At 40.3% G+C, this 13581-nt stretch carries 13 protein-coding genes; all 13 read right to left on the reverse strand.

Annotated features, from left to right (window positions below):
- Positions 1 to 23: 23 nt before the first annotated feature.
- Complete coding sequence (gene fliG / locus L2672_RS03070) at positions 24 to 1067, reverse strand: flagellar motor switch protein FliG (protein WP_248994377.1); 1044 nt, start codon at positions 1065 to 1067, stop codon at positions 24 to 26.
- Positions 1060 to 2739, reverse strand: coding sequence for a flagellar basal-body MS-ring/collar protein FliF (gene fliF, locus L2672_RS03075; protein WP_248994730.1), 1680 nt, complete (start codon positions 2737 to 2739; stop codon positions 1060 to 1062). The genes fliG and fliF overlap by 8 nt, the downstream gene beginning before the upstream one ends.
- A gap of 62 nt (positions 2740 to 2801) precedes the next feature.
- Complete coding sequence (gene fliE, locus L2672_RS03080) at positions 2802 to 3143, reverse strand: flagellar hook-basal body complex protein FliE (RefSeq protein WP_248994378.1); 342 nt, start codon at positions 3141 to 3143, stop codon at positions 2802 to 2804.
- Positions 3144 to 3296: 153 nt separating this feature from the next.
- On the reverse strand, positions 3297 to 4643 hold the full coding sequence (locus L2672_RS03085; protein ID WP_248994379.1) for a sigma-54-dependent transcriptional regulator: 1347 nt from the start codon (positions 4641 to 4643) through the stop codon (positions 3297 to 3299).
- Position 4644: 1 nt separating this feature from the next.
- Entirely contained in the window at positions 4645 to 5760 is a 1116-nt protein-coding gene (locus L2672_RS03090) for a sensor histidine kinase (protein ID WP_248994731.1), read from the reverse strand.
- A 163-nt stretch (positions 5761 to 5923) separates the two neighbouring features.
- Positions 5924 to 7354: a sigma-54 dependent transcriptional regulator gene (locus tag L2672_RS03095; protein ID WP_275974944.1), complete on the reverse strand. Its 1431-nt coding sequence runs from the start codon at positions 7352 to 7354 to the stop codon at positions 5924 to 5926.
- 341 nt (positions 7355 to 7695) lie between these two features.
- Complete coding sequence (gene fliS, locus L2672_RS03100; protein ID WP_248994380.1) at positions 7696 to 8100, reverse strand: flagellar export chaperone FliS; 405 nt, start codon at positions 8098 to 8100, stop codon at positions 7696 to 7698.
- Positions 8101 to 8106: 6 nt separating this feature from the next.
- Positions 8107 to 8433 carry a flagella biosynthesis chaperone for FliD, FliT gene (locus tag L2672_RS03105; RefSeq protein WP_248994381.1) on the reverse strand — a complete coding sequence of 109 codons (327 nt, stop codon included), beginning with the start codon at positions 8431 to 8433 and terminating at the stop codon, positions 8107 to 8109.
- Between the two features lie 23 nt (positions 8434 to 8456).
- The gene (gene fliD / locus L2672_RS03110; protein WP_248994382.1) at positions 8457 to 9824 is read right to left on the reverse strand and encodes a flagellar filament capping protein FliD; all 1368 of its coding nucleotides are present in this window, start codon (positions 9822 to 9824) and stop codon (positions 8457 to 8459) included.
- 52 nt (positions 9825 to 9876) lie between these two features.
- Entirely contained in the window at positions 9877 to 10287 is a 411-nt protein-coding gene (locus tag L2672_RS03115) for a flagellar protein FlaG (RefSeq protein WP_248994383.1), read from the reverse strand.
- Between the two features lie 110 nt (positions 10288 to 10397).
- Complete coding sequence (locus tag L2672_RS03120) at positions 10398 to 11216, reverse strand: flagellin N-terminal helical domain-containing protein (RefSeq protein ID WP_248994384.1); 819 nt, start codon at positions 11214 to 11216, stop codon at positions 10398 to 10400.
- Positions 11217 to 11469: 253 nt separating this feature from the next.
- Positions 11470 to 12291, reverse strand: a complete 822-nt coding sequence (locus tag L2672_RS03125; protein ID WP_248994385.1) for a flagellin N-terminal helical domain-containing protein — start codon at positions 12289 to 12291, stop codon at positions 11470 to 11472.
- A gap of 86 nt (positions 12292 to 12377) precedes the next feature.
- Positions 12378 to 13580, reverse strand: a complete 1203-nt coding sequence (gene flgL / locus L2672_RS03130; protein WP_248994386.1) for a flagellar hook-associated protein FlgL — start codon at positions 13578 to 13580, stop codon at positions 12378 to 12380.
- Between the last annotated feature and the right edge of the window lies 1 nt (position 13581).

Here is a 13581-nt window from a genome sequence, read left to right on the forward strand (position 1 = left end):
TCATTATTCGCTGCTAGGCTGCGTTACAAGAACTCTTCTCCGCCACCACCGCCGAGCATGATTTCACCGCTATCAGATAGACGACGCGCAATCGAAAGAATTTCTTTTTGAGCCACTTCTACTTCACTGATTCTAATCGGCCCCATCGCCTCTAAATCATCACGTAGCAACTCTGCGGCACGTTTAGACATATTGCCCAAAATTTTCTCTTTCAGCGCATCATCAGCACCTTTCAAGGCTTTCATCAACACATCTTGCTGAACTTCACGCAGTAAGGCTTGAATACCACGGTCATCAACGTCAATGAGGTTTTCGAACACAAACATCATATCTTGAATTTGTTGCGCCATCTCTTCGTCAGACTCACGCATTGTTTCCATAATTTGACTTTCAATGCCAGTATCAAGGTAGTTCATAATATTAGCAGCAGCTTTAAGACCACCCATTTTCGCAGCTTGCGCCCCACCTTGGCCTGCAAATTGTTTCTCCATAATATCATTTAACTCTTGCAATGCAGCAGGTTGAACTTCTTCTAAATTGGCAATTCGCATCATTAAATCAAGGCGCGTGTTCTCAGGAAATTGGCTGAATATTTCTGCCGCTTGATCTGGCTCTAAATAAGACAACACAATAGTTTGAATTTGCGGATGCTCATTTTGGATAATAGTAGCCACTTGCCTTGCATCCATCCACTTCAATGAGTCTAACCCTTTGGCACCACTGCCCATGATAATTTGTTCAATCAAATTACCGGCTTTATCTTCACCTAATGCTGCGGTTAACGCGTTACGGACAAACTCTTCACTATTAAAACCAATAGACGAGAATTTTTGAATGTCATCTAAAAAAAGTTTATGTACGCCAATCACTTTTTCTTGACCAAATTCTTCCATCGCTGCCATGGCCATGCCCACCTTTTGTACCTGCTTAGGCTCAAGGTGCTTTAATATTGACGCGGCATCGGCCTCGCTCAAACTCAAGAGTAAAATAGCGGTTTTTTCAATTCCTGTTACTGAATCAGGATCAAACGCGACTTTCTCTGCTTTTTCTACTTTTTCATCAGCCATTGTCTTGTAACCAGTTTTTAACTACTTGAGTGGATAATTCAGGCTCATTGGCCACTAGGGCTCTAATCGCCTTAATCATGTCATCATCTTTATGTAAATTCGGTATTTGAATAGAACCATCATCGGCATAACTGTATTCTGCATCATTGGTATTCAGCATGCCTAAGGTATCTGCGGCATATTGGTCTTCTATTTCAGCCAATTCGTGGCCTAATCTTGCTTCAGCTGGCATATCAACACTATCAGGATTGATTAAGCGTTTCAGCATCGGTCTGACAACGGTCAGAATTAATACCAATACTACTAATGCGCCTAAAATTAACCGAACCGCACGCCAAAACCAAGGTTGTTCCCACATATTCGGTTCTGGTAACTCTTCCATTAATTGATCCATAAACGGCACGGTTACGACTTCTAACGCATCACCTCTGTGGCTACTAAAGCCAACCGCACCTTCAAGAAGACGACGAATATTAGTTAACTCTTGTTCGGTTCTTGGTACGCGGGTTACTTGTCCATCTTCACCCACTGGGCCAGGTTTAAAGTCTAATGCGACCGATACACTGACACGTCTAACTTGGCCCACTTGCTGGCGGGTATGGCTAATAACGGTATCATGCTCAAAATTACGCGTAGCCTCTTTGTGGGTATCATTAGCTTTGGCAGTTTCAGCCGCGTCTGCCGCATCAACGGGAATATCGGCATCCATAGGGGGTTGATTGGTCAGTGCTCCCGGTATACCGCCCGCAACCCCACCTGATGAGTTACGTTCTACCGTCATTTCACTGCGTAATGCAGGTAAATCTTGGTCAAAACGTTTTGCGGTTTGTTCCACAGCAGTAAAGTCCATACTGACATCAACCTGAGAAGTATAGTTTTCAGGCCCTAAAATCGGCATTAAGATGGAGTCAATTTTATTACGGTATTCTGCTTCTTTTTGTTGAACCAGTTCTAATTCTCTTCTTGCGCGGGCTGAAGCACCATCTTGGCTACCTGAATTAAGCAAACGTCCATTTGAGTCGGTTACTGTTACGCGTGAGGGCTCTAAGCCTTGTACTGCTGAGCCGACAATATCAACAATAGCATCAACTTCCTCTTGTCCTAACATGCCGCGTCGAACATTAACCACTACTGTGGCACTCGGTTTTGAGGCGTTGCGGGCAAATACGTTTTCTTTTGGTAACGCTAGAATAACCTTGGCACGGGTAACACTTTTTAACTCTTCAATCGCGCGGGCTAAATTTAATTCTTGGCTGTGCTTTAAGCGTGCTTGCTCCATGCGCTGGCTAACACCAAAACCGCTGTCTTTACTTAGGTAGTCATCAACTTGGCTACTGCTTTCTACGCCTGCACGAGACAAAAGTAATTTCACATCTTGATATTGATGCTCGGCAACTTTGACCACATCAACGTCAATTTGGTAGTCAATTTTATTTTTATCTAAAACGTCCAACACCTGGATCATTTCAGAGGTTTCCATTTTACCTAAGGGACGATATTCAGGCTCTTGAGCCCACATCATAATAATGACGGCCAAAGCTAAACATACCGCAAGTGCCAAAATCATGGTCACTTGACGCATCATATCTGCCCCGCCAATATTGCCAAGCAAACCAGATTTATTTTCTTGCGTTATTCCCGCATCTGCTGTGGTATCAGAACCAACCATTATGTCTGTGCTCACAATATGTCCCTACTTTTATCAATTAATCTTTAGCAACAAATTGGTGCCAATTACACTGGCATACTCATAATTTCTTTGTAGGCTTCAACCAGTTTATTACGTACTTGTACAGTAGCCTCAAATGCGACACCTGACTTTTCACGCGCTATAACGGTATCGGATAATGTCACCGTGGTGTCACCCATATCTAAACGAGTAGCTAAGTTTGATGAATGCTGTTGTAGCCCACTTACATGCCCTACTGCTTGTGACAACAACTGACCAAAATCTGCACCAGTGGTATTGTTGACCTGTTGTGTCAAGTTAGGGCTAATTTTTGAGCCTATAGAAGGAGAAATTTCACCGCGCAAAGATTGCATTTCTTGAAGTAATGGATTGCCATTGATTTGCATGTTAACACTCCGTTCGTCGAATATTTGACGATATCTATCTGTCTTAATATAGATAAAGCAATTTGAGTGCCAATATGGAATTTGATAAAGCAAAAGCTACCGTAACAGGTAGCTTTTGTGTGCATTTTAAGCAAAATAAGTGTGGACTAATACTTATGCGGGTAATTGGATCCCTGCATCACGCATTTTTGCCATTTTATATCTGAGGGTTCGCGCACTAATGCCTAGCTTTTCGGCAACCAGTTTACGGCTGCCATTACATTGATTAAGGGTTTCCAAAATAATGACATGTTCTTGAGCTTGTAACTCTCCACCAAGCCCTTCAACTTCTATAGCGCTTTCTGGCTGTCCATTATCTTGATGTTGAGCAACATCCGCAGAATCAATAATAATATCCTGCCCCGTGACCAAGCCGCCATTGTTTAAAATTAATGCACGTTGAATAACATTATCCAGTTCACGGACATTGCCAGGCCATCGATGCGCCAGTAATCTTCTAGTTGCAACTTCATCTAATTCTGGAACAGGCTGAATATTAAAAGCATTAGCATGCTTGGTCATTAAATGACGGGCTAACGGTAAAATATCCGCCGGTCTTTGATGCAATGCTGGCCAAGTTAATGGGAACACATTTATCCGATAATAAAGATCTTCCCTAAACTCACCGGATGTTGCCATAGATTTTAAGTCACGGTTAGATGTTGCCAATACTCTGACATTTAACTTAATGGTTTTTCGGCCACCTAAGCGTTCAACTTCACGCTCTTGAAGCACCCTTAATAGTTTAGCCTGCAGGCTTAATTCCATCTCTGAAATTTCATCTAATAATAATGTGCCACCTTGCGCTTGTTCAAATTTTCCTGGACACGCTTGATAAGCGCCTGTAAATGCGCCTTTCTCATATCCAAATAAAGTCGCTTCTAGCATGTTTTCTGGAATAGCGGCACAATTAATGGCAATAAAAGGCTGCTCTTTTCGTGAGCTATTTTGATGAATATAGCGAGCCAACACTTCTTTACCTGAACCACTTGGCCCCATAATCATCACTGATGCATCAGAGGCGGCAACGCGCTGAGCCAAGCCTAATAAAGCTAAACTTTTTTCATCTTTCACCACCGGCTGGTCATGATTTTGCTTTTGAGGCAAATAGCGTGATACTTGATTCAATAATACTTCAGGCGCAAATGGCTTCGCCAAATAATCAACCGCCCCCAGTTTTATCGCATTAACGGCACTATCAATGGTGGCATAAGCCGTCATCAGTAATAAGGGTAATTTAGGTAAATTTTGCTGTAGGTAGCTTAACAAGCCTAACCCGCCTATCCCATCCATTTGTACATCGCTAATGACTAAGTCAAAAGTCTGTGCTTTAAGGGCTAGAATGGCATCTTCAGCACTAGCAACATCAACACATTCATAATGTGCCAGTAATAATGTATCCAGCAATGCCTCTCTTAAGTCAGCATCATCTTCTACAAGCAGTAGCTTTCCTTCAGACATTTTAGACCTCCTTATCCGCAATGTTACTTTCATCAGTATTCATTTTGGGAAACCACAGTCGTACTTGGCAGCCCATTTGAGGCTTACAAGATAATTGTAATTGACCACCATGATTTCGTACAACTGATTGAACAACCGCTAAGCCTAAACCTGTACCTTGTGATTTTGTGGTAAAAAATGGCTCTAAAACCTGTTGCTGCATCGTTGCATCCAGCCCTTTCCCGTTATCAATCACATCTAACATAATTTGCTCATTAGACTCATGAGCCAAAATTTTAATCTTAGTCGCCCCCGCTTCTAAGCTATTCATCACAAGGTTGTTAACTGCCGAACTCAGTGCATCTTTATTAGCCAGCAACGTTGCGTCAGTATGACACTCTTGAAAAATCTCACAGGACTTTTTAGTGGCAATAACATCGCAGTTTGCCATAACAATATTAACAATATCACTTATTGCAACTTGCTCTGACTTAGCATCTTGACGACCTTTAGCCATCAGCAGCATGTCATTAACTTGTCGCTCAAGCTCATTTAACCTATCAACAAGTTTTGATTGAAAACGCCTTTTAGATTCTTCAGCTAACTTGGGGCTGGCTAAGTTTGAGGCGTAGAGCAACGCTGCCGACAAAGGTGTTCTAATTTGATGTGCAAGGGTCGCCACCATCTTCCCTAATGCCGATAACCGTTGCAGATGGGATAAGTTTTTTTGTAATAGTCGGGTTTCAGTTAAGTCTGTTAATACAATTAATTGACCCGGCTCAGGCGTTAATGGCGTAATAGCTAATTTAACTCTGCGACCATTTTTAAGTGACACTTCGTGCCCATCATCATCTTGAGGCGAAAATGCTCGTTGAATAACATCAAACCAGCGCAACCCTTGTAATGGTCGCCCTAATAATTCAGACGCCATTGGATTCGCTAATGTGATAACACCATCACCATTGATAATCACCACGCCAGATGGAAGAGCTTGTAAGATGTGTGCCATTTGATTTGACATGTTGGCCGCTTCCTCAACCTTTTGTTCCGGCAAGTGAGTCAATTTACTGTCATATTGAAATGCAGGTGCGTTGCTTGATTGCAAGGTAGCATTTTTAGACTCATCCAACAAAAGCATATTATGCTTAAAATTCGAATCTTTATACTGTGTTACCGCTTGTGCACTTAACATAGCGACTCCGTCAAAAGAATTACTTATAACGGGTAACTGCATTAATTATGCCAAAAAAAAGCACATCATGTTGATGTGCTTTTTAGTGTATGGCGCGCGGGTTATGGGCTTACTCTTTACTCATGCCATATTTACGCATTTTTTCAACTAAGGTCGTTCGCCTAATGCCTAGCATTTCTGCCGCTCTTGCAACCACGTTATCTTGTTGCTCTAGTGCTTGGCGAATCATGTCAATCTCAAGTTCAGCCAGCAAGTCTTTAAGGTTAACCCCTTCCGGCGGTAACTCTGCAGGGAAACGTGACTCAGGAATATCAATCGGCTCTTCATCATTAAAAATAGAAGCGAGCGCATCTCGTTCTTGCTGCTCCTCACTAACTTCAACACAATATTCTGGCACATCAATATGACGATACTTTTGCGGTAAGTCGTTAACATCAACCAATCCACCTGGATACAGAATGGTTAACCGCTCAACTAAATTAGATAACTCACGAACGTTACCCGACCAACAATGCTCTTTTAACGATTCAATTGCTCGCTGAGTAAACCTGACCTTACCACGACCTTCATTAAACACGCGACTGACAAGCTCTTGTAATAACAATGGCACGTCTTCACTACGTTCGCTCAGAGCGGGCATTTCAATCGGGAAAACATTTAAGCGATAAAATAAGTCTTCACGAAAGTCGTTTTGTTCTATCATGGCTTCTAAATCACGGTGAGTTGCAGCCACAATACGCACATCAGTAGAGATAGTCTTACTACCACCGACTCTTTCAAACACCTTTTCCTGCAATACGCGTAATAATTTAACCTGCATTTGCAGCGGCATATCACCAATTTCATCGAGGAATAATGTCCCACCTTCGGCAAGCTCAAAACGGCCTTTTCGAGAGGATATCGCTCCGGTAAAAGAGCCCTTCTCATGGCCAAACAACTCACTTTCTAATAATTCAGGCGGAATAGCTCCACAGTTAACCGGAATAAACGGCCCATCACGGCGGTCAGAAATATAATGAATATTACGCGCAACCACTTCTTTACCGGTTCCAGACTGGCCTAGCACTAAAACGGTCGCATCAGAACTGGCCACTTGATTAATAAGATGCCTGACGTTAGCAATGCCTTGGCTACGGCCAACTAAGCTTCTAAATAATTTGGTTTGATTGCCACTTGTAGGAACTTGATCTTTTTTAGCTTGACCAAAGACCTGACAAAAATGAAGTAACTCGGTAAGTTGCGGGTAATTAACAGGTTCCTCGATCACCCCTAACACACTAGAAAGCTCTACCTGAGCATTGCCTAAAAGCAATAAGGGTTGCCACGGTGCAATTGCAGCAATATTTTTAATGGTTTCAACTGGAATGTTATCGGATACAACAACAATGGCTCTGAAACGAGCTGATTCAACAAGAGGTAACAGGCCCTCAGTGTTCACAATTTCACATTGTTCACCTAAGAATTCAAAAATGCAGCACAAGCGAGTTACGCGCTCAGAAAGGTTACCAACAATTAAGATTCGTTGTTCTATTTGCATCATTCAGTAGGCCAAAAGCTTATTATAAGTATAAGTTCAAAAGTATGATTGCGTGATTATACGCAAAACCACATCATAAAACGTCACAAATTGTGACTTAAGCAAACAAGTTTCATCAATTATAAAGCAGAATCGTAAATATAAATTGATGATTTTTGCCTTTAAAAGTAAATATTGTATTAACCATGCTACATAAGCAAGCGCTTCAATGATTAAATAGTTATCTTATTTGATATTAGTGCATAATCGCTGATTTTTCATGCAACTAATCAGATTAAAACTAAAAAACGCTAATGAAATTAATTCAATTAGCGTTTGCTGATTAAGTGAAAGTGGTAAGAATCTTAATCATTTTCGGCGGTAAGGTGGTGCTGTTCTTGCGGAATAGCATCCCAACCTTCTTTAATGGTTTTTATAATACTTGATACATCATCAACTGCATTAACATCGTTATTCAAGTTTGCTTCTGACAATCTAACCAGCATGAAATCATACAAGCGACTCAAGTTTTGCGAGATTTCTCCACCAGCGTCCATATTAAGGCTACTATTTAAACCATTAATTAACCCAATGGCTTTGCCAATCAATATGCCTTTTTGTTCAAAGTCTTTATTTTCTATGGCATATCGGCACTGCGCAAGACGCTCTAAAGTACCTAAAAACATCATTTGAATGATTCTATGTGGTGACGCGACGGCTATCTCACTTTCAAGTGAAACTTTTCTGTAAGACTTTAACGAACCTCTCATAATTACCTACCTATTAGAGTCTATGTATTCGTAAACATTAATTTTTTTCTTATTCGAGCGTCTTTTGTTTAAAAGCTCTTTACGCTTATTCATCACTTTGGTTGACATCACGCTAAGTGAATTAGTTAAATCAATTTGCTTACTTAACTCAGAGGCTAGTCCATCATAAACGGGCTTCACCAATAACTCATTGACTAAAGTTTGACGCTCTTCCATCTGGGTATGCAACAACAATACCAACTCATCTGCAGCTTGAGCATCTGCAGGTAGTTCATCTAACTCTTTTAATAAATTAAAAAGGCTAATATTAATCTGTTCAAGTTGAGAAGACACTAAACTCTATCCTGCTATCAAAATCATTTATTACTAATAGAACCAGGGAGTGAGTTGAGCCTTTCGACTAAACCTGCACTTTGTTGATTTAATTGTGCCACAATTAAGTCCATGGTATTAAACTGTTTTAATAACCTAGACTCTAACTGTTCCATTTTCAAACTGAACGCTTCTCTTTGTAAAGTGAGGCGTTTTGTTTCTTCAGTATAGGAGTTATTTCTGCTATCGATTAACCCACCCGTTTTCACGTAATTATCTGCTAAACTATCAAATCGATTCGCTAAACCAGTATCAGGGGTAGAAAACAATCCTTCAATCATTGCCATATTATTGGTGAGGCTTTCTTCGAGTTTAGTGCTATCAACATTTAACTTTCCGTAACGGTCTGTTGAAATGCCAATATCATACAAAGCAATTTCACCTCCATCGACGGTTACCCGTTCGCTGACCATTTTCCGTAATTGAGACTCCAGAGATCGAATCATCGAATCACCTTGTAATGCAGCAGCTTTTTCGCTGTCGACATCATAGGATGATAACTTTTCAATGGATGAGATTAAGTTATTGTATGAATCTACAAACTCTTGAATATTGTCTTTTACTGCATCAGTATCTTGCTCGATTTTTAACGTTGAGGTGGAATTAATATCTGCATCAGTTAATTCAAGTGTCACTCCAGCAATGGCATCATCTACGGTATTGCTGGATGACGTTAATTTTTGCCCGTCAACATAAATAATAGAGTCTTGAGGATTAACTAAAGTTGACAAGCTAGCGCCATTGAACATATCTGATAATCCAGTGCCACTAGTGTCTGTTGCTGTAACACTAATTTGATTAGCAACACCCGTTTCTTCAGAACCAAATACGATTCTGTTACCCAAATCTGTTTTCACCACAGTGGCGACTACGCCACTATTGTCAGAAGCAGAGTTAACTTTACTGGCAATAGCATACATGTCATCAGCAGCGTCAATATCTACTGAAAAACTATTGCCATTTACCGTAAAATCAAGTGAGCCTTCACCTATTGCGGCTTTGGGATCTGCAGCATAGGCGCCGCCAACTTTATGGGCTTGTGCTAATCGTTCAACGGAAATAGAGTAGCTACCTGATTGAGCAAGCTTCCCAGCTGTTGCAGTAAAAAATTGACTGTCACCAGTCGAAACTTTTCGCTGGCTTAGTAATTCCCCACTTTGCAGTTTCTCAATAGCATCTTGAAATTTTGAAATTTCACTTTTAAGCGTGCCTATAGCAGAGACTTTGGCATTAATCTGATCTTCAGTACGATTAAATAGTGCTTCTTTAGGTATTTTTTCAGAATCTACAAGCACTTGAACAATGGTAGAAATATCTAATCCGGAACCAATTCCAGTAGCTGTTAAAGACATATCCGCTCCTTACCTAATCGCCCTTTACTGAAGCATAGTTGCTATGGACAAATTAAACTTCTATTTTCATAAGAATACCTGAAACCTCACTTAGCTTTTCGGCTAATTTGAGCGCCTCTTCACTGGGTATCTGTCTTATAATATCACCTGATTCAATATCTTGAACTTTTATCACTTGTTTACCTGAATCTTCATCAACTGAAAATTTAAGTCCTTTTTGCATTAACGCAACCATATCTGCTAAATCGTTAGCTACAACCTCTAATGATTGTGATGATTCATTTAATGCCTTTTCATTCGCACTTTCATCTGTTGGTTTTACGGCTTGAATCAATGAAGGTCGTTCAAGCTCTGTTTTTTCAACATTTTGCACATTGGTGTTAACAGGTTTTGCGTTTAAATCTTGCTTAACTGTTTCTGCCCTTGCGGTAAATTGAGTCGCTGTATTAGTTTGAATTTCCATGGTTCACCTCAATTAATACTCATTACCAAAGCCTTTATCAATCATCCTTTTAAGACAACAAAGGGAGATCCGCAAGCGAACCTCCCTTTTCACTGAAAACCATATTTAGGTTATAGCAATGATAAGGCAATCTGCGGTAATTGGTTAGCCTGAGCTAACATGGCAGAACCTGTTTGTTGTAATACTTGGTTCTTAGTCATTGCAGAAGTTTCTTTTGCAAAATCGACATCTACAATTCGAGACTTCGCATCTGCAACGTTTGCTTGCGTGTTGGCACTGTTGCTGATGTTGTGTGACAAACGGTTTTGAATCGCACCTAAGTCTGCACGTTGTGAATCAATATTCTTGATTGCAGCATCAATTTTACCAATCGCAGCATTACGGCCAGTAGATGTTGCTACTGATAACGAACCTACTGATAAAGTACCTGCATCGGTTTTCTTAACTTTAATGGTAACGTCTTCACCTTCTTGATGACCAACTTGGAACTTAGCTCCTGCAGAGAAAGTACCGGTCATTAGTTTGGTATTACCAAATGCAGTTGTCGTACCAATTGCGGTAATTTCTAGGGCTAGCTGATCCATTTCTGCTTCAAGTGCAGCTAAATCGTCTGCACTGTTTGCACCATTCTCGGATTGAATTGCTAGGTCACGCATACGTTGTAGCATGTTAGTTTGCTCTTGCATCGCGCCTTCTGCAATTTGCGCAATCGAAATTGCATCATTTGCATTACGCATACCCACTTCAAGACCACGAACCTGAGAGTTCAAACGGTTTGAAATGGCCAGACCTGCAGCGTCATCTTTCGCACTGTTGATGCGTAAGCCACTAGACAAACGCTCCATTGAAGTTGCAAGCGCACCGCTAGAATGATTTAAGTTTTTCTGAGCTTTTAATGATGTAACATTAGTGTTTACTGTAATAGCCATGATTGCTTCCTCATTTGTTACTGACTTGAGATATGCCTGTTTGCTTTACTCAAGTCAGACAGGTCTTGCTCGTTACAATATCTTTAACGGCAAGTTATTTTTTTTCTTTAGTAATTTTTTGCTTTTTTTATAAACAAAAATAACTAAAAATAAAAAAATCAAGAAAAACAACCGACTATTATATAAAAAACTTCACTATTTTTTAAAAACAACTTCAGCCTCAAAAGAGGCTGAAGAAAATTATCAATAAAAATTAACCTAAAAGTGACAATGCCACCTGAGGTAATTGGTTAGCCTGAGCTAACATAGCTGAACCAGTTTGTTGTAATACTTGGTTCTTAGTCATTGCAGAAGTTTCTTTTGCAAAATCCACATCAACAATACGTGACTTCGCATCTGCAACGTTTGCCTGAGTATTGGCACTGTTACTAATGTTATGACTTAAACGGTTTTGAACCGCACCAAGAGCTGCACGCTGAGTATCAATTTTATTAATCGCACCGTCAATTTTAGCTAACGCTGAGTTACGACCAGCAGAGGTTAGTACAGTAAGTGCGCCAACAGATAATGAACTTGCATTATTAGTATTTACGGTGACGGTTACATCTTCACCTTCTTGGTGACCAACTTGGAATAATTTACCGGCCGAAAAATCACCCGTCATTAGTTTAGTATTACCAAATGCAGTACTATTACCAATTGCAGTAATTTCAGTGGCTAATTGATCCATTTCAGCTTTTAATGCCGCTAAGTCATCTGCACTATTAGCACCATTTTCAGACTGAATAGCCAAATCACGCATACGTTGTAACATGTTGGTTTGTTCTTGCATTGCACCTTCTGCAATTTGCGCGATAGAAATTGCGTCATTTGCGTTACGCATACCCACTTCTAAACCACGTACCTGTGAATTCAAACGGTTCGAAATAGCAAGACCTGCAGCATCATCTTTTGCACTATTAATTCTTAAGCCACTCGATAAACGTTCCATTGACGTGTTCAATTGACCTGTAGACATGTTTAAGTTCTTTTGTGCTTTCATTGAAGTCACGTTGGTATTAACTGTAATAGCCATAAATAATTCCTCATTCCTAGTTTTGTTGCCAAGACTGTGGAGCTTGGCTAAATTTTACAATTTAACGATTACGACGTTTTTCTTGGTCAGATATAATCAAACAAAGAAAGCGAACCGACTTTTCCAAAAACACTTGATACTGCATTTAAAGACAACTGAAGTTTTTCAAACTCACTGATCGCTTCAGCTATATCTAAATCTTCAAGCGTCGACAAAGCGCTATTATTAATAAGCTGCTCTTCACCATGGTTAACACTGATACTTTCTAGCGCCTTCAAGCTGTTACCAGATACACCTCTAGCAATACTGACTTGATTTTGACCACTATCAATATTATTCAATAGTTGTGCCAACTTTGATTTCCCGTCAGGGGTATTTATTGAATCAGGACTTTCTAGTAACGCGATAGCTTGATTTAAACTGTCTAAAATACTGATGTTTTCTTGTGGTTCTATGGTGAAACTATCGCCAGCTGTGGGGTTACCGTCTAAGGTAATATCAATACCGTTGACGCTTATCGGGGTTGCAGGATCAAAATTAGCGATAGTCGTGGTTAATGTGCCTGATGAATCAAACACTTCCACATCAATATTGGCACCGTTAGCAACAAAGTTAACGGTGTAGGTATCTTCAATATGTGCCGCTGGATTAGTGATTTTAGCGCTTGTTAGAGTGAAATCGCCCTGTTGGCCAGACAAATAATTGACACCATAATCACCTAACGGATTAGGCGAATTCATAAAGGCCAAATCACCCGGTATATTACTGCCCACGGTAATGCCTTGAGCCACTACGCTTTGCCTGACTCCGCTATCTCCGCTGTACATCACCTCGCCATTATTATCAAAGGCAAATGGCTGCTCATTAGTTTTAAAACCAGCAAACAAATAATTACCCGATTCATCTCTGGTATTAGCTATTGAAATCAATTCGTCAAGGCTAGCACGCATTTCATCGGCAACCATTTGCCGCTCGACTGAGCTTAAACTGCCGTTTGCACCGCGCAGAAATTGGTCACGCATAGTTGTCACCAAAGTTTCAGCACTGCCCAACTTACTTTCAGCAATAGATAAACGGTTTGTGGCATAATCGACATTTTTAATATATTGATTAACTAAATTATTTTGCTGTTTCAGATTATCAGCGACAATGGCTCCAACAGGGTCATCCCCAGCGGTATTTATTTTTTTGCCCGTAGATAAATGATCTAAAATTTGATTTGTATCCGACTGTTTTTTCAAAATGTTAGTGGTATTTTGATGAAACATTTGTCCGGTAGAAATACGCATA

It is taken from the genome of Shewanella gaetbuli (genome assembly GCF_023284065.1).
GTDB classification, from domain to species: domain Bacteria; phylum Pseudomonadota; class Gammaproteobacteria; order Enterobacterales; family Shewanellaceae; genus Shewanella; species Shewanella gaetbuli.

What these genes read in the sequence shown, in the direction of transcription:
- fliE (WP_248994378.1), bottom strand. Translation starts at nt 3,143, where the DNA reads ATGCAAATCAATGGCAATCCATTACTTCAAGAAATGCAATCTTTGCGC.
- L2672_RS03095 (WP_275974944.1), bottom strand. Translation starts at nt 7,354, where the DNA reads ATGATGCAAATAGAACAACGAATCTTAATTGTTGGTAACCTTTCTGAG.
- L2672_RS03115 (WP_248994383.1), bottom strand. Translation starts at nt 10,287, where the DNA reads ATGGAAATTCAAACTAATACAGCGACTCAATTTACCGCAAGGGCAGAA.
- L2672_RS03085 (WP_248994379.1), bottom strand. Translation starts at nt 4,643, where the DNA reads ATGTCTGAAGGAAAGCTACTGCTTGTAGAAGATGATGCTGACTTAAGA.
- flgL (WP_248994386.1), bottom strand. Translation starts at nt 13,580, where the DNA reads ATGCGTATTTCTACCGGACAAATGTTTCATCAAAATACCACTAACATT.
- fliD (WP_248994382.1), bottom strand. Translation starts at nt 9,824, where the DNA reads ATGTCTTTAACAGCTACTGGAATTGGTTCCGGATTAGATATTTCTACC.
- L2672_RS03125 (WP_248994385.1), bottom strand. Translation starts at nt 12,291, where the DNA reads ATGGCTATTACAGTTAATACCAACGTGACTTCAATGAAAGCACAAAAG.
- fliG (WP_248994377.1), bottom strand. Translation starts at nt 1,067, where the DNA reads ATGGCTGATGAAAAAGTAGAAAAAGCAGAGAAAGTCGCGTTTGATCCT.
- fliS (WP_248994380.1), bottom strand. Translation starts at nt 8,100, where the DNA reads ATGAGAGGTTCGTTAAAGTCTTACAGAAAAGTTTCACTTGAAAGTGAG.
- L2672_RS03120 (WP_248994384.1), bottom strand. Translation starts at nt 11,216, where the DNA reads ATGGCTATTACAGTAAACACTAATGTTACATCATTAAAAGCTCAGAAA.
- L2672_RS03090 (WP_248994731.1), bottom strand. Translation starts at nt 5,760, where the DNA reads ATGCTTTTGTTGGATGAGTCTAAAAATGCTACCTTGCAATCAAGCAAC.